This window comes from Capnocytophaga sp. oral taxon 324 str. F0483 (assembly GCF_000318315.2).
Classification (GTDB): Bacteria; Bacteroidota; Bacteroidia; order Flavobacteriales; family Flavobacteriaceae; genus Capnocytophaga; species Capnocytophaga ochracea.
The window spans coordinates 18,469-37,601 of record NZ_KB291527.1 but is presented as its reverse complement, the minus strand read 5'-3'; the positions used below and the strand labels follow the sequence as shown (position 1 = coordinate 37,601).

The window sequence follows — 19,133 nt, the reverse complement described above, 5'->3', positions numbered from 1 at the left end:
TTAATATGTTTTTACACGTTCGTTATCTTTTTCTTTGCTGTATTCAAAATCTGTTTCTTGGTCACTACTGTTCATAGCAGTGTCGGAAACAAGTGTTCGCATACAAATGATATAGCTATTCTCTTCAATTCCATTCATATACAGAGTGAATTTAGGGTCTATATATTTAGTGGATTCATACCATTTAGGTTGTTTGAAGAACACCCAATTATAAAAGCCATCTTGATTTTGTATTTCAATAGGAGCATCGGCAAAGCGCTCGTTATAATCTTCTACGAAATTGTAGAACAACCGACCGAAATCTATTCGGGTAGGGCCTTTGGCACGATATAAAGTGTAATCCTTATCGTTTTCTTCCTTTTTTATCATTAGCGTGAATACCACTAAATCGCGCATTTCCTCATCGCTTACCCCTACTAACTCCTTGTAGTTTTCTGGAAATTGCCAAGTAGTGTAGATTTTAGGAGGTATCTTTAAAGAATGATTAAAACTTGCGTTCACTAAAGTAGGAATGAAAAACACTATGAAATTACCCATCATTAGAGGCATATAGTACATTCCGTTTAAGAACGTGTAAATTAGCAAAAAGGGTACTGAAGCATATAGTACGATGAGCAAAGCAAAGAAAAGTTCTTTGAATACATCGTCCTCCAATTTGAATTTATTGAAAAACAAGCGGTAAAAATAACAGTGAAAGACACCAAGTGTTAGGGTACAGATTTGATAGAAGATAAATTCACTTAAAGTTTCCCCTTCAAAGAGTCGGCTATAACCTAAAAAGGCAATGACTGCATACACCAAAACCGTTAAGAATAGATAGATGTAAACATTAGTTTTATACTGTTTGAACTCAGGAACTTTCTTTGAAAAGATGATAGTAATGGCTATACACATTGCCACTAAAAACAGTAGTATTATCAACAGTTGTGGGTCGAACAAATTGATGAAATAATTCTTTAACTCTTTCATATCCAAGTGTTATAACCTAAAATAGGGTCGTTGTTTTCTTTTAATTCAAATTGGCTTTCTTCTTCTGAGAGCAATACGCTTAATTGTATCTCTACTTCCAATGGGAAAAAGTGCTCACAGAACATTGTTACAAATTTTTCTTTATTGCCCCCAAGAATGTAATCAGTAAAAGCAGAATGCTTTAAAGGGCCTATCTCAAGGGTTAGGTGTTTGGTATAATCCTCATAAGCTGTACCTGTAATCATATCTACCCCTAAGTAGATATCCTCACCCAAGCAAAAACTTTGTGTCTCATCGGAATAAGTAGCAAACTCTCTTTCTTTGATGTGTACTTCTTCCTCTAAAAGTTTTGAAAGAATCTCTACTGTAAGAGGGATATTGCCTACTATTTTATAACTATAGGGCAATAATCGCATAAACTTAGAGATTAAGAAAGTAGGAAAATTTTTTGATATATCCCATAACTCATAAAACAATGAGGAAATCTCATTAGCATTGAGTTCCTTAAAATTGTTTTGTTCAAAGGTTTCTATCTCTACCCCTAACTTAAAGATTTCATTTTCAAAGGGACTAAAGAAAGTACGAGCGGCTTTTTCTTCCTGTTTCCTTTCTCTGTAATCCTTGAGCATTGTCTCTACCCCCTTGCCTTGAGTTTCATTCTTGGTATGGTGGGCAACCCCTTCAGGGAGCGTGTCATACAAACTATCGCGAGAGAGGCTCACCTCTACTAATTGGGTAGGGTCATAGTTAAAATCGGTGAGTCTTGCACTTAGCACATCAGTGCGATAACCACGCACAAACTGCCCCTGATGCTTTACAATATACTCGTTATCAGAGATAATTCCTTTGTCTAACAAGTGATTTAATAACACCTCTGCCCTTATATCATAGGGCAGGCGATTTATCTCATTTATGACTCTTGTTAGACGTTCCATTTTAATAGTTCTTTAACGTGGCAAATATACAAATAAATTGTGAAAGGGCAAATTTTTGTTTTTATTTTTTCTCTTTGAGTCTTCCTGCGCTTGTGTAGCGTTTCTGGAAGTACTCATCGTTGAAATCATAGATATTTAGTCCTTGTGTGGTACAAGCTAATATTCTGCCATTTCCTAAGTACAAACCTACATCGGAAATAGGTTTGAACTTGTCATACCTAAAAAACAAAATATCGCCTTCTTTCAGGTAAGTACGTCCTGTGAAAAGCTGTAAATCCTTAGAGCGAAAAATACCATCGGGAGTTTTAGGAAAAGTAGTCTCATACACTTCACTGAACAAGGCTTGTATAAAGTAAGAAGCATCTGCTCCTTCTTGCTTTTCTAAAGTCTTTTCTTTGTAGGGTGTGCCTATCCACTCATCTATAAAAGCATAGAGCTTATAGTTGGTGATTTTCTTAGGAGGAACAGCTAAAATAATAGAGTATTTCTCTCTTAAAGCCAATTCCTTATCGGATAGGTTTTCTCCCTTATCATCTACCAAGGTATACTGCTCATTGATCTCCTTCTTTTGAGCTAATACTGCTTTGTAAAAGGCATCAGTGGGGTAGTGATAAGGAAGTTCAGCAAGATAACGGCTTGCTGAGCAGGATAATAGCATAATTGTACTAAATGCAACTGAAAGTATTTTTAAGTGTTTCATTCTATTTATTCGGTTATATTCGTTTTTTTCCAAACAACTTCATTATTTTCCCAGAGCACCTTTATAGTATCTCCTTCTTTAAATTCACCTGCTACGAGTTTCTTAGCCAAAGGACGACGCAACTTAGCACGAATGATGCCTTTTAAAGGACGAGCTCCGTAAGTAGCATCATACCCTTGTTCTGCCAAGTGTTCTTTTACTTCTTGAGTAATATCAAGAGAGATGTTTATACCCTCTGTTAGGTTTAAAAGTTCTTTTTTCAAATGTATTTCAAAGATTTTTAGTGCATTCTCTTTGCTAATAGGTGCAAAAGGCACTATCTCGGTAAGACGTCCTAAAAACTCAGGTCGGAAATAACGACTCATTATCTCTAAAAGGGTAGAAGAGGACGGGATATTCCCCTCAGCAAAGGATTTGACGATAAAGTCAGAGCCTATGTTGGAGGTAAAGAGGATAATGGCATTGGAAAAATCACCTTCTTTACCCAAGCGGTCGTGTAGTTTCCCTTCGTCCATTATTTGTAGAAACACATCAAACACAGAGGAGTGCGCTTTTTCTATCTCATCGAAAAGCACGATAGAGTAGGGCTTTTGTCGGATTTTGTTTACTAATAATCCTCCTTCCTCATAGCCTACATACCCTGGAGGAGCTCCATAGAGTAAAGCTGCCGAATGTTCTTCTTTGAACTCCGACATATCAAAACGAATGATAGCGTTTTCATCTTGGAAAAGGAACTCTGCTAAAGATTTAGCCAATTCTGTTTTCCCTGTCCCCGTGGGACCTAAAAAGAAGAAAGAACCTATAGGTTGTCCTGCTTTGCTCAATCCCGAACGATTTTCGAGCACTGCCTCACTAATAATAGCAATAGCGTGGTCTTGTCCTACTACCCTTTGAGAAAGAATAGCGTCCATATCACTCAAACGCTGTTTTTCCTCTTCTTTGAGTTTGCCTATAGGGATATTCGTTTTTTGAGAAATGAGTACTGCTAAATCCCATTCGGTGATGTAAGAGCGTTTTTCTTGAGCTACTTTTTCAGCTTCGGTAATGAGTTTGCGACCATAGCTCAATAAGCTATCAGCTGTTTCAAAAGTGGTGATTTGTTCCTCTTCTAAAAAGGTAGAGGCATCTAACAAAAAGGGAATGCGTTGTTTGATGTCGTTCAATAACCAAGTAGCATTCTTTTTGCGTTGCTCTTCTGTAAAACCTTGTGTATTGTCCTCCAAGTGAATTACCTGTGTGAGCAAGGCGTTCTTTTCTTTTAAGAAAGAAGCCCCTGCCGTTTTCACAACTGACATTGTATGGTCTATGAGGTCTATAGCAGAAGCGGGCAGACTTTTCTCTTTTAAATACCTTTTAGAAAGGCGTATGGCTTCCCAAATTGCTTCATCGGTTATGGCTATATGGTGGTGATTTTCGTAAGCAGAAAGGGTTTGGAGAAGCATTCTAAAATGGGTCTCATCATCACTTTCTTGCAATTCTACCTTTTCAAACAAAGGTTCTAAACCTGATTTTTCTATTTTCTTGGTAAATTCTTCAATGGTAGAAGTTCCTATGACAGTGAGTCCTTTGGTGAGTTCGCTTTTGAGCAGATTGGCCATAGAAGAATCAAAAGAGTTTCCTAAAAGTGCGTGTAATTCCTCAATGATGAGCACTGATTTAGGATATTGCTTAAGTTCTTGGGCTATGTTTTTGATACGGTCTTCTATTTCTCCTTTGTAGGAAGCTCCAGCAATGAGAGCTCCCATATCCAATTCAAATACGGCTAAGTTGGATAGTACATCGGGGACTTGACCCGCTATGACCTTCTGTACAAAGCTATTGATAAGGGTAGTTTTTCCTATACCTGAATCGCCTATGATAAGCACATTTTGTTTGCTAAATCTGCATAGTATCTCAGTGATTTTTTGAGTTTCGGCAACTCTACCTACAGGTATTTCTTTTGAGGCTTTAGCTTTGAGGACTTCTTTTTTATTGACACAATATTTCTGTAAAAAACCTTTAGCAGTGGAAGATAGAGGAGCGGAAGAGAAAGGTTTTTCGGTAGTAGCAGCAGGAAGAGGGGTAGTGTCTAATAGTTCAGCACGAGTTACGGGATAGGTTTTCATTTGGTCGAAATTGAAAGCCACACCGTGAGTGCTCAATGCAACAAACACATCCCACAAAGAGATTTCCTCCTCATCTAAGATTTCCCGAATAGCTTCTGCTTCAGTGAAGATAGTGTCTATCACTTCATCGGGGTCACAGGAATAGGTGTTAGTAGCTTTTAGAGCTTCCTCTATGCGCACTTCAGCCCATTCTTCTAAATAGAAAACATCAACGCCTTTGGATTCTAAGAGCTTTAAAAGTGGTAAATCTCTGTTGAGAACGGCTTTTAATAAGTGTCCGCCAGAGTAGCGAGCATTCATATTTTCACGAGCTATTTTCTGTGCTATCTCCAATGCTTTAGTAACCTCTGGGGCATAGCTCAATTTCTTCTCTTCCATTGCTTTGTAATGTTTTTATGATTGTTATTATCCTTTCTTCCAAAATATCTTGCCTTTTACTTTGTAGTAAACATAGATATTTTGGATACAAGCGTTATTAGTGTCTTTTTGCAAACGTAGTGTTTCTATTTTTACTTTCTTTCCTGAAATCTCTTTGCAAAACTGTACAAAGGGTACGATTTTATCATCATTGATAATTACAGGGACTTGGTAGTTCTCACAAAGGTAGTCTTTGAAATCGTCCTTTGTCTTAGCTTGTGAGGCTACTTGGTTGAGCAGCAGGATAAACTGTTCATTAGAAATGTCAGGTACTTTCTTTGCAGGAGGAAGGGTATCTTCCTTTTTAGGTGTTTTAGGAGCTACAGGTATATTAGTGAGCATATCTACTAAAGGGTCTTTTTGAGCTTTGCCCATAGGTAGTGAAAAATCACTATGAGGTTGTTCGTATTCATAGCTCTCCATATCGATAGGTTCTTTAGCTACCACGTGTTTGGGAGCTACATAGATAGTTTTAGTAGCAATATGGTCTAAATCGCCATTGACGATGAGGGTTACTTTTTTTTGTCCTACTCGTTTGAACTTATAGGTTACTGAATCACCAACAGCATCGGTGGATGAAGTTTCTCCAAAAGACCACTCAAATGAGATACCCCCTTGTTTTTGTCCTACAAAATTAGTAGTCTCGCCTAAAAAGACCACATCAGGTGCTTTGATAATAGGCAGGTAGCCTACTTGTTGGTTGATAGAGGTTATGGTAAGCACCTTTTGAGATGTACAAGAGCCATTGATAGTAAGGGTAACGATGTATTCACCTGTCTTTTCATAGGTATGGAAAGTGCGTTGCCTGAAATCAGCAGGAGAGCCATCGCCAAAATCCCATTTCCACGATTTGGCATTTTGGGTCTTATCGCCAAATTCTATCACTTCCTTCACAGCATAATTATCGGCGAAGACATAGAAGTTAGCCTCCTCGCAATCTACGTGACGAGAGCATTGGAAAATGAATAAGAAAATACCAAGACACAGGAGTATTCCAAAACTCCAATAGATTTTAGGGTCAAACTTAGGGAGAAAACCAGTAGAATTGTGATTCATATATCTTGTTGTTAAGAATAATAGTAATTTAGAGGCGCAAATTAGTCATTTTTAGTAAAACAACCAACAAAAAGGTGAATATTTTTTCATTTTTTCAAACAGTCTATTTATAAGATATTGAAAACTAATTAGATAAATAATTAAAGTGAAATTCTAACAACTTTTCTGTTTTGTGCCTGATTATGTTTAGTTTAAAGTATGTTTTGGATTTCATCAATAAAATACGTATCTTTGCACCATCAAATCAGTAACTTAACATTTAATAACAATGATAAAGAAATTCTTTTTACTCGCCTTTATGGTGATTGGAGCAACGGCTTGCTCTAAGTCTGATGACACTTCCGCTAATAGTGGAAACAACAATAACTTATTGGGTACTTGGGTAGGTACTGCAGAAATAATAGCCGAAAAACCTGCACAACAAAGTAAAGTGTCAGAACTTTTTAGACAAAATTATGGTGCTTTATTGGGTAGCGCTGAAAGTAACTATCAAACCTATACAGTTAAAGTAGTTTTTAACAGTGAAAAAGAGTTGAAAATAACAGACAAAACAGGTCAGTACTCTTTTCAAGAACTAAAATACTCAACTTTAGGAGACAAAATAATTAATGAAGAAAATAAGCTACCTTTAGCTACTTATGCTATTGAAAACAATAGATTGTTAGCTGAAAATACTGACTTCTTCTATCTAATAACAGATAGCAATTTGGATAATTTAACCAATGCAGAAGAATATCTGAAAGAGTTTGCACAGTTAGATACAACAGCTCCTGACTATGCTAAAAAGCTAATAGAGTTACAATTAAAGTATGGGTTAGCCTACAAGTACAAGTATAAGTACAATCTTGTACGCCAGTAATATAAAGCACCCCTGATAAGCATAAGCCTGTCAGGGGTATTTTGTTTAGCGTCTAAAAGCTTTATAAGTGCGCTGTTCCTCGTTTTGAGATATTTTATTTTCTGCAACCTTATTTTCAGACTTTTCAGCGGTTGAACGGAGTTTAAAGAATGTCTTATTCTCTTCAGCACGTTCTTGCACAAAGTCTATTTGTGGGGCATTGAGGCGATCCTGCTTTTCTTGTTTGTATTGAGCGATGAGTTTTTCACGGATAAGAGGAAGCTCTTCCTTAATAGCTTTGTCGATAGCTGCTATTTTGCTTTCAGCTTGCTGTTGCTGATGTTTAAAATCAGCTATATTGACACCTTTCTGAGATAGTTTTTCACCTACAGCTTCTAATTCTTGTTGGGCACGTTTTAGTAATTGGAGTTTGTAAGGTAATTTACCTGTCCAGAAACCATTTCCTATATCCTCTTTTTGCTCTTTTTCAGCTTCCTCTTTAACCCAATTGTAATCGTCTTCCACACTTTTGAATTTTTGGTACTCTTTGGTGTAATCTTCAAACTTACGAGAGATAAAACCTAAGTCGGCAGCGTGTTTAGTTTTCTCATTCTCATAGCGTTTTTTCATTAGCTCTACTTCAATTTCGGCACGTGTTTCGGAATTAGTGATGATAGCGGTTTTAAGTTCTTGGGTATCTACATCGGACACATCAATGATGTTTGCACCTTTTTTTATTGCTTCCATATAGCGAGATTGCTTGGCTTGTAGTTTTTGGAGCATAAACACATCAATGCTATCATTAGTGAGCATATAGTTCACACGTACGTTTTCCCATTGGTTGCCTTGTCGCCACATTCTGCCCTCTACTTGTCGCAAAGAAGTAAAGTTATAAGGTAAGGTAAGAAGGTACATATCAGAGGTTTTTTCTTGTAAGTTCATACCCTCCTGAATGGCTTCTGAACCGATGATAACCTTTATTTTCCCCTCGTTGAACTGTTCTTGAATACTCTGACGTTGGTTTTTGTTGGTAGCCCCAGTGATGATACCTACTTCATCGGCTTTGTAGCCTACTTGGTCTACCAAATACTCTTTGAGACGAGGAAATTGTTGTACTGCCAACTCAGAATAGATAATTTGCCCTGCTTCAGGCTTGTCGTTTTTATTCTGACGAATTAAGTCCATTGTGGTTTTGAGCTTGGGAGAGTTCTCTATAAAATCTTTAGTACTAACCTTGTCTACATCACCCTCGTAATTTTTAGAGAGGTAAGGAGAAAAAGCAATGAGTCTTGCATTGAGAATATGAGAAAGAATAGCCCCTTCTTCGCTTTCATCAAAGAGGAGGTTTAGAGTGTCGTATTCTTTTTTTGTAAGCTCATTTTGTTCAATTTTGTATTCTTTATTGATACGATTAGGGCGCACCAATTGCGGGTTATCCTCTTCGCCTTTGATGTCGATGAACTCGGATAAGAGCTGTTGGAATAAGGCGTTGTTCTTGAACCTGCGCACGTTGGTTTTAAACTTTACATCGCCTTTAGCGTCGATTTCCATATCATTATCGGCTTCCATAAAGGTTTCAAAGAAGTTGTTTACATTGAAATAGCCCGATTTTTCTAATCGTTGATTGGCGATAAGTGATAGTACCGAATAATACTCTAAAGGCTTGTTAGTAAAAGGCGTTGCAGAAAGCAAAGTAACATTACGACCATCGTAATTCTCTTGTATATACTGAGAAGCTACCCAAGTATTAAGTCCTAATTTTGAGGGGCGTTGGTTCTGACTGCGAAAATCGGAGGCAAAACGTCTGTCCTCAATACGTACCTTATCCACGATATGGTTGGCGTTGTGCACCTCGTCAAAAGTGAGATGGTCAAAGCCGAAATCTTCCCAGTCGTATACCTTGCCTCGTTTCATTATGCCTTGCATTTTCTTTTCTTTGGCGATGGCTATTTCTATCTCTCGCATAGTTTCATCGGAAATGCCTCCTGTAATAGGATTTTCTAAGCTATCAACATCTTTTTTGTTGATATAAGAGAATTTTTCGGCTAATTTTTGGATGATTTCATCACTAAAACCAATATTTTGAAAGCCCTCATAAGTAACTAAGGTTATTTCGCTGTCTTTGTTGTCAAAATGTGACAAATCGTAATCTTTACCAAGGTTACCCAGTACATTCACTTTTGCATTAGGAATAGCCTCAAAAATAGTTTCTACCCACTGCTTTAAAATACTGTCATTAGGCACTACAATTAAGGGGCGTTTGGCATTACCACGCTCCATCGCTTCGTGCATAGAGAGCACTCCTGAAAGGGTTTTACCAAATCCTACTTCGTGCGCCAATAACCCTACCCCTTTGGTCGTAAGGCGACCAATACCTGCTTTCTGTACTTCTGTCAATTCTAAAGGTTTTCCTTTAAAGTTTTGGTTTATCTTAGAAAACAGTGGAAACTGAGAATAGTCGGGGATATGGAGATTATTGTATTTTCGGTTAAACTCGTTTACAAAACGCTCTTTAAGGTCGTCGGGGAGCTCTTCACGCAGGAACTTTTGAAAGAGGTTATTAGCCACCTCTTTACGGCGTTCACGTATCAAAGCATTGCGCTCTTTATCACTACCTGTTACTGTTTGGTTATCCACAAATTCTCTGACCTCCCAAGAAGAAGAGGGTTCAAGGGCTTGGCTCGGCAGTTTCCGTACAAAGTCTTTGAATTTTTCAGCCAAATTGTAATCTACTTGTTCAGTTTCATAACGCCTCATATATTGGTTGTAAACCTCTTTTTCAATCTTTCCTAAGTCAAAGTTATGTACAAACTCGTGATTGGGTGATACAATAATATCTTCCAACTGTTTCTTTGGGGGTAAAACACTTTGCAAGAGCGATTTTTGCTTGTTGTATTGCGTTTTTAGTTTCTCGTCATCTAATCTACCTGCAAAATCATACTCTAAACGCTCTAATTTTTCGTAAATATCCCCTTCAGCATAGTAAAAGTCGTGTATATACTTGCCATTATAATAGTTAGCGTATCCAGCGTGTTCTTCAGGATTGGCTATCTCGCCATTGTAGTTAGTATCGGCAAAGGCTTTTACTTGCTCAGGAGTGATGTTATGACTATTCTGTAAAGCAGTATCTACCACTGTATCATCTTTTACAAAGTGGTATTTGAGTACCTTTTTGCTAATCTCAGGAGTGGATTGTACCTTGTATTCGCCTGTGCTCTCTTCAGACTGTTTTTTGCGTTTAATGCTTTTGGGGGTATGCTCTTGGATAATGTTATCCGCTTTCTTGCTAATATCCGAAAGCTCTTCTTGGGTAAATTTAGCATTTTTTCTATCGAGTTTTCTCAGCAAGGCGGCATAATTATCCCATTCAGTAATGACTGCTAATGATTTAAACTTGATATTTCTAAAGATATTTATTGCTTGTCCTACTTTTTCTTTGGCTTCAGCAAGTAAATTGTTATACTCTTCATTAGGGGCAGTAGGCGCAACTACATCTTCTTTTTTTTCTGCAATAGGTTCTTTGGCAGGAGCACTCTCAAAAGTTGAAAACATATCGAGCTGCACGCCTTGCTCTTTTTCCTGTACAGATGCTTGTACTACTTTTTGGGTAGCGAACTCTTGCAGGCGTGTAAGAGCATCGTCTAAGTTGCCTTTTACGTAGTCTTCCTCACGACCAAAGCGATTTTTGCGCTGTAAAGTATCGCCTAATATCTGTTGAGGGTGTTCTTTAAAATAGTTGCTAATATCTTGAGTTTGTGCCTGACTGTTCTTTCTAAGAATGACAATATCAGTACCTACATCGGTAGCTTTGAAAGCTCCATTAGGCAGGCGATAGGCCTCAGAGAGTTCAGCTCCTGAAAGTTTGTTTTGCCTATTGAGCCAACCTGAAGGGAGTACCATTGCCAAGGTACTACCCTCGTTCATTACATCAAGGGAGCGTTTTACAAAATAATCTTCGTAGCGGGGGAGTTTGGTTTCTTCGCCTAAGCCTAAATAAAGTCCTCTATGTGTGCCATAAGGAGGATTACCGACAACCAAATCGTACTGAAGGGTAAAGTCCTTTTTAGTACCGTTGTCGGTGATAAACTCTGTTTCAAAGGAACGCAAGTTGATAGTGGCTTCGGGGTTTAGAAGTTTGGCTATTTTGGCAGTAGTTTCGTTGATTTCAAAGGCAGTAATGTTAGTTTTCAGCCCTAAATTGTCGATAGCGCGCAGGAAATTGCCCGTGCCAACACTGGGTTCTAACACATTGATGGACTGTTTACCTGAAAAGTTGTTTTTAATGAGGTTGCGCACGGCATTCACTAACTTTTCATCGGTGTAGTATTCATCTAATACGCCACGGTTGTCTTTAGTAATACCACCACTTTTGTATTGGCTAATGGTATCTTTTATCTCGTCAGTGATTTGTACGCCTTCTTTGAGCTGAATAGTATTATCATCAGCAACGAAAGTCAGCGAATTGACTAAATTAGTTATTTCCTCGTTGCTGACTTTCGTGCTGTTAGATTTGTTTAAAAGGGTAGGTCGTACAGATTCTTTAGGTAATTGTTCGCCATCTCCTTGAGGTCGGGGTCGGTCTCCGTTTGGAATATCTCTTCCAGTGCTTCGGTGTTCTTCTGTTGAAAGAGGTCTTTGATTAGGTAGAATTTCTTGTTGTGCTCCAATGTTGCTACCCATTTGGGGTCTTCCTGTTCGTCCTCCCAAATCGCTCCGCTCTGAGCTGCTAAGTCCATTTCCAGCATTGTCGCTGCCCACTGCTTGTCGGCTTGAGTGAGTTCCTTCTTGCTGGGATTGGCTTGTCGTGAGAGGTTCTCTAAGGTTTGGTTCAGGTGATTGCTCTCCCACCTGCTTAGGTGAGGATACTCTGTTGGGTTCAATTGTAGTGCTTCCATTTTGTGTATGAATTTGTATGTTATTATTGTCGGCAAAGATAATATTTTTTGGTGAAAGAAACAATTTTTTATCGTTAAAATCAAAAAAATCATAATCGCTGAATAGTTCGCTGAGTTGATTGAAATGAACGCTATTCACTTTGGCAATATGAGTGTTGTATTCACGTTTTAAATCTATATAATTATCGGCTGTATAGCTAATGACAAAAGTCTCATTAGTACTTTTGTTTACCGCTCTCATTCCTTTTTGCAATTTTATCTCTTCAGAGGTGTTACTTTGCTCTAAGCTTTTCTTGTAGTTAAAAACTTTTAAATAATAGTCATTCAAGTCTTTAATCTCATTTACACCTATCCCGTAAGCACCTCTTTGGTCTATGCTGTTTTTCAGATTGTTGAGTATGCTTTGTGTAGCGTCATTACCTGCTTTATCCCCATCTAAAAAGAGATGTATTTTGCCTGTGTAATTTTCAAACTGCTCAATAAAAGTACCTGTATTGGTAATAGAGTTCAGCACTACCAATGTACGGTCATTAGTTTTTCCGTTATCTTTAGCCATTTGCAGGTAAGAAAACATATCGGTCATTCCCTCAAAGACAACTGTTTCGTTACGAGTACCAGGAACAATGCTTATATCACTTGCTCCTACTTTGGCTTTGATATAAGGATTTCGGATATCATACCCTCCTGATTGGTTACGTAATCCAATGCCGAAATAATTCTTACCATCGTTCTTATTGTGATAGTGCACTTGTTGAGCATATTGCTGTAAAATTTCTTTTGAGATACCACGTTCTGCAAAATACTCTAACAATTTATCATTGTTAGGAATAGCTAATTGGGTAATTGTAGTTCTGGGGCTTTTCTCAATGTTATGCTGAGTAGGAGTAGCTATTTTATTTTCTGCATTTTGATTTTTGACACTCTGGCTAATAGTAGTATTGGAAAAATCTTTAAGAAAATCTACTGCTTCTCTCCAAGATTTACTTTCAAATTTCATAACAGCTTTGATGATTTGACCACCTTCACCTGCTTTAAAATCATAATAACCTTTTCGGGGGGTATCGCTTACTGAATACTTTTCGTTTTCAGTAAGAAAATAGTGGTCGTGTCCACGTTGGCGGTCGAACTTTAGTCGTCCTTTATCAGCAAGGTAGTGAAAATAATCAACTATGGAGGTATTATTGATTATGTCTTCGATGTTTTGAGGGGATAAAAACTGTTGTTTTGCCATAGTAGGTAAGGTTTATTTGCGTTTTTTGATAAAATCGTTAAATTCAAAGATGTTTTTAGCTTCACTGTCCCATTCTTTGCGAGGAAGGAGTTGTAGAGATATAAACACATCGTTTTGTTTGTTATATAGGTCTATACGCTCTATACGCCCTCCGTACTCTTTGCCTTGTCTTTCATATAATTGGTAAGGCAATATCGTATCGGTTTGGTAAACATAATAGGTAGTGTAATTTTCAGGAGTAATTACCCTAAAACGTTTGTACTTCTTTTTAAAAAGAATAGTATCATTAAGGTTTTTTCGGTAACCGTAATTCAACAAGTATTTTGATTTAAATACTGCACCTTGTTCTTTTTTATGTTTTGGAATAGAAGGGACTTTAGGGAGCGTAGAAAATATGAATTGCTGAGGATTTCTGTCGGTAATGTCAAAAGCGAGCGTATCGGTAATGACAAAGATTTTCTCAGTGATTTCAGGGTAATCTACATAAGGAACGAGCTCCACAATAGTATCGCCTTTGTAATTGAGTTTAGAGACAACTACGCTTTTCATATCCTCTAAGCCTTTGGAGGCATTGAAATAGATGTTGGATACTATATCAATGCCTCCTTTTTCGGCTTTTATCTCCTTTTTACCACAAGAAAAACACAATAATGCAGAAAATAAAAAGAGAGTTTTTTTCATTGTTCAAGTTAGGTTTTATCGTGAAATGCTGTGTTCAGGAACGTTGTTCTTTTGCTGAGATTGGGTAACTTCGGGTTTTACCAATTGGTTTTGAGTAGTAACCCTATTCATTGCACTATCGTACAAATTGAGCATTTTCCACTGAGGATTTAATACAGCAAAACCTTGTACTTGACGGTTTTCGTGTAGGAAAGTTACCTGAGTGATGTTGCCTTTTTCCAAGTGTTTTTTTGTACGTTCGCGCTCGGTATCATCAGCAAAGGCTAAGTTAGACTTTTGCATAATGTTGTCTACATCCACACCGTAAGCTTTTTGATTGTACCACTCATATTTGTAGTTGCCATAGTCAGTTTTAGTCTCTTTCATATTAAGTTTTATAAAGCTTTCGGTGCGTGACAACTCACCTGTTTCTTTATCGACCACATCGTGCTCCATTTTTACAGAACGCCCCTCAAGCAGGTTAATTGCTTCTTTGGCAGTAATACTGTTTTCTTTCTGCACCTTAAAGGTTTGTGAGCGTTCCTCGCCATTTTTGGTAGTGAGATTAGCACGGTAAGAATTTAGAAACACGCCACCTTGTTCGGTTTTATTGATGTTTAGGTCAAAAGTAGCGGTGTTACCTTTCATTAGGCGGTCAGGGTGATTGTATTCGGCACGAACGGTAACTTTAGCTTCGGGCGATAGTATAGCGTTTTCTAAGTCCTTGTGTAGTTTACTATCTTCGCCTAAACCAAGATATTTTACTTGGTTTTTAAGGTAGTTCAGTTGTGTGAATTGCTGCTCTGAAAGTTCACGCTCTGGAGATGTAATATCTCTTACTCTACCTTCTAAAACTGCATATTGCATTTGTAGTTTGCTAATTTCTTTTAGTCCGTTACTGCTATTTAGTAATAGAGTATCACTATTGTCCCAAGATTTTTCCTTACCTATTCCCACTATCTCAAAAGTGTGGTTATTTTCTGTAGATTGAAATTTTTGCCCTATATTGATTTCTATGCTTCGGACATCAATTTCTTTTCCTTGAGGTTTTTGTTCTTGATTTTGGTTTTGTTGCTGCTCAATTTTGTTAGGTTTTGTAAGATTGTACTGTCCGCTGTTTATAACCTCTTCTAATTTTGACCTATACCAAGGAATTTCTACTCCTGTCCCAATAGAAGGGTCTTTTAGAATAACCATATCTTGGCCGTTTTGGTTTTTAGCAAATCTTGCTACTTCAAAAACGTCCTCTTTGTAATGAAGTTTTTGACCTACTTGTAAGTCTATTGCAGGTTGTTGGTTTATCTCTTTTTGCTCTGTTGTTTCCATTTGTTTTACAGTGTTAAAAAAGTTATTGATTTTGTTTTCTAATTTCTCTTTTTCGTCCTTTGATAATGCTTTCTCAGAGACTTCTTCAATAGAATTTGCACCTTCTTTTACAGCGTTTTTCTCTACAAATTCTCTCTCCTTAGGAGAAAATGAGAGGTATACTTGCTTGAGCCTATCCATTTCAGTATTATTCCCCCAAGCTAAATCACCTATAAAACCATTAAGTAGGGAGGTATTTAAGGTTTTTTTAGGTGTTTCTACAGCTTTTAACCTCTCTTCATTGAGAAGTTTTACAATATCAGATTTGTAAAGAGTAACTTCTCTATCGAAATCAGTACCCCTTAGATAGATTTTAGGGTCGGTTTGCTCACGGATGCTATACACTTCTAAAGTTTCATCGTAGTCTTTAGAATAGAATTGCTGACCAATGTTAATTTGCAAGTTTTGCTTTCTAAGGTTATCTACTATTTTAAGGAGTTCTTTTTTGGCTTTTCTTTCTTCTCCCTCTTCAAAGCCTCTAACTTCCATTTCGTAATAATCACCCTTAGTTCCATCGAAGTTATGAATATCAAACTTGTCTGTTGGATTTTCAAATACTTGTTTTACTTCTTCTAAAGTAACATCGTCTTTACTTACTTTTATATAAACTGCCATATTTCGTATTGTATTTTTGATGTTATCTTCTAAAGCCACGATGGCGTTGTTGTTCTTGCTCTTGTTGTTCCTCACGGTGACGATTAGCGTCTTGGTAGAGGTCGTCGTCATTGACATCTAAACGGAGTTTAGATTGTTGTTGCTTTTGCGATTGACTTTCATTAGGGGTGGCATCGTCAATGGTGCTGATAGTCTTAGAAACTATGTTTAGGTTATTGGTGATTTCCTTGCCAATCTCAGGGAACTTGTCAATTTTGTCCTGCAAGTAGCCTTTGAGCTTGAGAAGCTCGTTCTTGAAACGGTTGCTTTCCTGAATATCTTTTTTTTCTGCAACCACTTGTGCGATTTTCTCGGTGTCCTTGAGCAGGTCAAACTCGGTTACCTGTTGCGTTTTTTGGTCATAGATAAAAGCTTTTTTCTCTATATCTATTGACTTGCTATTGGTAAGTTCGTTTAATTGACTATAGACAATTTCCTTTTGACCTTGCTTTACAATCTCGTCAATGGTTTTGTCTCGCTGATAGATATTCACATTCAGGCGGGTGTTGTTGTCCGTTAGGAGAAAAATCAAACGGTCTTTACCATTGTCGGCAATCATTGCGTGTCCCTTTAGGAAGTTTTCAATATCCTTGTTAGACAGTTTCTTAGAGAAGGTGTTATCCTCACTCATAATACCGTACTCTTTAAGGTCGGATGTGGGTAATTGTTCATTCATATTGTCGTTGTTTTATTTGTTTTTAATAATTGTTTTACCAGCTTAATAACTTCAGGTGCTAAAAAACCTATAACTGTTCCCAATATTAGATTGACAGGAGCTATACATTTTTTAATAAGAATTGCTAACTCATTAGCTATTTGAGCTTCTTTGGTGGTAACAAGAGACGACTCGTCAATGGATTGTAACGCTTCTATAACCAAGCTGTTAAAGTAAACTGTTACTACTATAATTCCTATAAAAAGCAATAGCAATATAGCGGTGTAAAAGATTTCTAACTTCTGTTGTTTTGTCATTTCTTCTTATTGTTTTTAAATTCAAAATCTACTTTACAATTTTTGAGTACCAAATACGCTTCAAAGTCTTTACCTGCCTTGCTTTTAAAGCCCTTTAAAAGACTTGTTTTGCCTTTGGTGATAAGGTCGGTCACTTGTTTGGCGGTGATGGTTTTATGGGCTACCTCTTTCCAAATGGTAAAGTCGCAACCGCTTTTGTAGTTGGTACAGCCAAAGGCTTTTTTGCCTTCCACGATTTGCCCTTGCTTGCACTTAGGACAAGTTCCCAAGGTAGGGCGTTCTACCTTAACAGTGGCTTCAATGCTAAAGATATCGTGCACCATATTCTGCACGTACTGCAATAGGTTGTTGTAGTACTGAGTTACTAATAACTTCCCTTCGGTTATCTGCTTCAGTTGGTATTCAAGGCGTGCAGTTTGGGCAACGTTCACTACTTCTAAATCTTTGATAGCATTGTAAAACTGTAGGCCTAAGTCTGTAGGTATATACTTATTCTTCTGCAAGGCGACAAACTGCCTTTTTTCGATGAGCGTTTCAAGTATGCCAGGGCGAGTGGCTTTCGTACCGATTTGTAGTCCTTTTAACTCAAACTGCGATGCTAATTCCTTGTGTACTTCAGGCGATTGCTCTTGTAGGAATTTATCCAAGTTACACAAATCATCAGTGAGGGTGGCGGGTGTGTATATAGCAGGTGGTTTGCTTTCTATCTCACGAACGTTTTTAGCCTCAATAGCAACTGCGTCACCTTGCCTATAGGGTAACTCTAAAACAGTAATTTTTTCATCATCAGCTTCGGGTTCGTCTTCGGCAGAAGAAGCTACAGACTTGTTTTTAGGCGTGTAGCGCTCCCACCCTGCATATAAGCATTTGTTAGTATTGGTTTTGAAAGGCGTGCCTTGGTTATCGAAAAGATACACGCCTTTTTCGTACTGAGAGCTTTCAGAAAAGCTCTCCAAACAGCGATATAGGATAAGTGAGAAAATACGGTGTTCCTGCTCGGCTAAACTCTCTAACCCACTGGTATAGCCCGTAGGTATTAAGGCATCGTGCGAGCCTGTAATTTTACTATCATCTACCGATTTGGGTTTACCCATAAAAGAAAAGTCGGTAACACCGAGAAAACTTTCACACAAACCGACAAAGAACTTTTGTAGTTTGTAATATCCTTCTTCGGTGATGTAAGGGTCTTCAGTCCGCGGATAGGACAAATATTTGCTTTCATACAGTTTTTGGGCAGAGGCTAACACTTGGTCGGGCGTGTACTTATAGAGTTTGTTGGCCACAATGGTTAAACTGTCCAACGTATGCAATAGAGGCGGGTTTTTAGACACTTTTTTTACCTCGTGAGACACGAACCTATGAGCGGGCAAAAGTCCGTTAAAAACGGCTTGTGCTTGCCCCTTATTCTCGTAAATAGGGCTCTCGGTCGTGTAGGCAGTACCATTGTACGAATGATTGGTGATAATCTTGTAAGTATAGGTTTTCTCGTGTGATTTGTTTTTAGTGTACCTATCGCAAATAATCTTCAGGATAGTAGTCTGTACGCGTCCTATGGATAGCAATTTACCTTGCCCTAATTGTAGGGTGGCCGCTTGGGTGGCGTTAACGCCTATAAGCCAATCAGTAAAAGCACGAGCGTAACCACTTTTACAAAGGTTTTCTAAAAAAGGGTCGCCTTGCTTGTAGGTAGGATGGGCAAAGGCTTCACGAATATTTTCATCAACTAATGCCGATACCCACACACGAATAAAGGGTTTCTTGCACTTAAAATAGTTGTAGATGTAACGAAAGATAAGCTCGCCCTCGCGGTCGGAGTCGGTAGCGACAATGATATTACCGATTTCAGGGCTGTTCAGTAAGCTGCCTAACTTGTTGAGTTGAGCTTGTCGGTTCTCCTCTTTCTTAGGCACGTACTTATAATCTTTTATCTGCAGGAGCAGGGGCAAATAGGATTTATCCCATTTACCTTCCCCTCGATAGGCGGTATCTTCAGCAAGTTCTAAGAGGTGGCCAGCTGCACAGGAAAGGATCATATCGCCTTTTTCGTAGTGGTCGCCTTTGAGGGTAAAGCCTAAGGCGCGGGCGTACTCACGCATTTGGGTTGATTTTTCGGCTATGATTAGGGTTTTCACTTTATATAGTTTCTTTTATAGATAAAATCACGCAAATGATACATTATGTCTACATACACATCTCTTGCGTCTATTTCTCCTTCTGTAGAAATAAAACCATTAGGGCGCATTGTTTTTAGATATTCTAATAGCTTTTGTACAGCATCTAACGCTTCTTGTTTAAAATTGTCTAAATACTTTTCTTGTGCTTCGTTCATAGTTTTG

The 19,133-nt window shown here is 38.0% G+C and carries 13 protein-coding genes; 1 reads left to right on the top strand and 12 read right to left on the bottom strand.

What is annotated here, in order from left to right; translation table 11 throughout:
- From HMPREF9072_RS07745 to HMPREF9072_RS07725, 5 genes are all read right to left on the bottom strand, one after another.
- Positions 1-969: a TssN family type VI secretion system protein gene (locus tag HMPREF9072_RS07745; protein ID WP_009411167.1), complete on the bottom strand. Its 969-nt coding sequence runs from the start codon at positions 967-969 to the stop codon at positions 1-3.
- Positions 966-1,904 (bottom strand): type VI secretion system baseplate subunit TssG, encoded by a 939-nt coding sequence (locus HMPREF9072_RS07740; RefSeq protein WP_009411166.1) that lies wholly within the window; start codon positions 1,902-1,904, stop codon positions 966-968. Before HMPREF9072_RS07740 ends, HMPREF9072_RS07745 begins: the two co-directional genes overlap by 4 nt.
- Before the next feature lie 61 nt (positions 1,905-1,965).
- Complete coding sequence (locus tag HMPREF9072_RS07735; protein ID WP_034566292.1) at positions 1,966-2,604, bottom strand: C40 family peptidase; 639 nt, start codon at positions 2,602-2,604, stop codon at positions 1,966-1,968.
- Between the two features lie 5 nt (positions 2,605-2,609).
- Complete coding sequence (locus HMPREF9072_RS07730; RefSeq protein ID WP_009411164.1) at positions 2,610-5,087, bottom strand: AAA family ATPase; 2,478 nt, start codon at positions 5,085-5,087, stop codon at positions 2,610-2,612.
- Between the two features lie 27 nt (positions 5,088-5,114).
- Positions 5,115-6,182: a PKD domain-containing protein gene (locus HMPREF9072_RS07725; protein WP_009411163.1), complete on the bottom strand. Its 1,068-nt coding sequence runs from the start codon at positions 6,180-6,182 to the stop codon at positions 5,115-5,117.
- A 268-nt stretch (positions 6,183-6,450) separates the two neighbouring features.
- Here HMPREF9072_RS07725 and HMPREF9072_RS07720 point away from each other — a divergent pair, with 268 nt between their 5' ends.
- Positions 6,451-7,041, top strand: a complete 591-nt coding sequence (locus tag HMPREF9072_RS07720) for a hypothetical protein (protein ID WP_009411162.1) — start codon at positions 6,451-6,453, stop codon at positions 7,039-7,041.
- Positions 7,042-7,086: 45 nt separating this feature from the next.
- Here HMPREF9072_RS07720 and HMPREF9072_RS07715 read toward each other — a convergent pair whose 3' ends face one another.
- From HMPREF9072_RS07715 to HMPREF9072_RS07685, 7 genes are read right to left on the bottom strand one after another with little or no spacing between them, the layout of a single operon-like run.
- Positions 7,087-13,146 carry a toprim domain-containing protein gene (locus tag HMPREF9072_RS07715; RefSeq protein WP_009411161.1) on the bottom strand — a complete coding sequence of 2,020 codons (6,060 nt, stop codon included), beginning with the start codon at positions 13,144-13,146 and terminating at the stop codon, positions 7,087-7,089.
- Between the two features lie 12 nt (positions 13,147-13,158).
- Positions 13,159-13,827 carry a hypothetical protein gene (locus tag HMPREF9072_RS07710; RefSeq protein WP_009411160.1) on the bottom strand — a complete coding sequence of 223 codons (669 nt, stop codon included), beginning with the start codon at positions 13,825-13,827 and terminating at the stop codon, positions 13,159-13,161.
- A 15-nt stretch (positions 13,828-13,842) separates the two neighbouring features.
- Positions 13,843-15,786: a hypothetical protein gene (locus HMPREF9072_RS07705; RefSeq protein WP_232300845.1), complete on the bottom strand. Its 1,944-nt coding sequence runs from the start codon at positions 15,784-15,786 to the stop codon at positions 13,843-13,845.
- Positions 15,787-15,808: 22 nt separating this feature from the next.
- The gene (locus HMPREF9072_RS07700) at positions 15,809-16,501 is read right to left on the bottom strand and encodes a hypothetical protein (protein ID WP_009411158.1); all 693 of its coding nucleotides are present in this window, start codon (positions 16,499-16,501) and stop codon (positions 15,809-15,811) included.
- Positions 16,498-16,797, bottom strand: a complete 300-nt coding sequence (locus tag HMPREF9072_RS07695; RefSeq protein WP_009411157.1) for a hypothetical protein — start codon at positions 16,795-16,797, stop codon at positions 16,498-16,500. The genes HMPREF9072_RS07700 and HMPREF9072_RS07695 overlap by 4 nt, the downstream gene beginning before the upstream one ends.
- Positions 16,794-18,929, bottom strand: a complete 2,136-nt coding sequence (locus HMPREF9072_RS07690; RefSeq protein WP_009411156.1) for a type IA DNA topoisomerase — start codon at positions 18,927-18,929, stop codon at positions 16,794-16,796. The genes HMPREF9072_RS07695 and HMPREF9072_RS07690 overlap by 4 nt, the downstream gene beginning before the upstream one ends.
- The gene (locus tag HMPREF9072_RS07685; RefSeq protein WP_009411155.1) at positions 18,926-19,126 is read right to left on the bottom strand and encodes a hypothetical protein; all 201 of its coding nucleotides are present in this window, start codon (positions 19,124-19,126) and stop codon (positions 18,926-18,928) included. The genes HMPREF9072_RS07690 and HMPREF9072_RS07685 overlap by 4 nt, the downstream gene beginning before the upstream one ends.
- Positions 19,127-19,133: the final 7 nt, after the last annotated feature.

Excerpts from the sequence above, each read along its gene's own strand:
- HMPREF9072_RS07745 (WP_009411167.1), bottom strand. The coding sequence starts at position 969 with ATGAAAGAGTTAAAGAATTATTTCATCAATTTGTTCGACCCACAACTG.
- HMPREF9072_RS07740 (WP_009411166.1), bottom strand. The coding sequence starts at position 1,904 with ATGGAACGTCTAACAAGAGTCATAAATGAGATAAATCGCCTGCCCTAT.
- HMPREF9072_RS07735 (WP_034566292.1), bottom strand. The coding sequence starts at position 2,604 with ATGAAACACTTAAAAATACTTTCAGTTGCATTTAGTACAATTATGCTA.
- HMPREF9072_RS07730 (WP_009411164.1), bottom strand. The coding sequence starts at position 5,087 with ATGGAAGAGAAGAAATTGAGCTATGCCCCAGAGGTTACTAAAGCATTG.
- HMPREF9072_RS07725 (WP_009411163.1), bottom strand. The coding sequence starts at position 6,182 with ATGAATCACAATTCTACTGGTTTTCTCCCTAAGTTTGACCCTAAAATC.
- HMPREF9072_RS07720 (WP_009411162.1), top strand. The coding sequence starts at position 6,451 with ATGATAAAGAAATTCTTTTTACTCGCCTTTATGGTGATTGGAGCAACG.
- HMPREF9072_RS07715 (WP_009411161.1), bottom strand. The coding sequence starts at position 13,146 with ATGGCAAAACAACAGTTTTTATCCCCTCAAAACATCGAAGACATAATC.
- HMPREF9072_RS07710 (WP_009411160.1), bottom strand. The coding sequence starts at position 13,827 with ATGAAAAAAACTCTCTTTTTATTTTCTGCATTATTGTGTTTTTCTTGT.
- HMPREF9072_RS07705 (WP_232300845.1), bottom strand. The coding sequence starts at position 15,786 with ATGGCAGTTTATATAAAAGTAAGTAAAGACGATGTTACTTTAGAAGAA.
- HMPREF9072_RS07700 (WP_009411158.1), bottom strand. The coding sequence starts at position 16,501 with ATGAATGAACAATTACCCACATCCGACCTTAAAGAGTACGGTATTATG.
- HMPREF9072_RS07695 (WP_009411157.1), bottom strand. The coding sequence starts at position 16,797 with ATGACAAAACAACAGAAGTTAGAAATCTTTTACACCGCTATATTGCTA.
- HMPREF9072_RS07685 (WP_009411155.1), bottom strand. The coding sequence starts at position 19,126 with ATGAACGAAGCACAAGAAAAGTATTTAGACAATTTTAAACAAGAAGCG.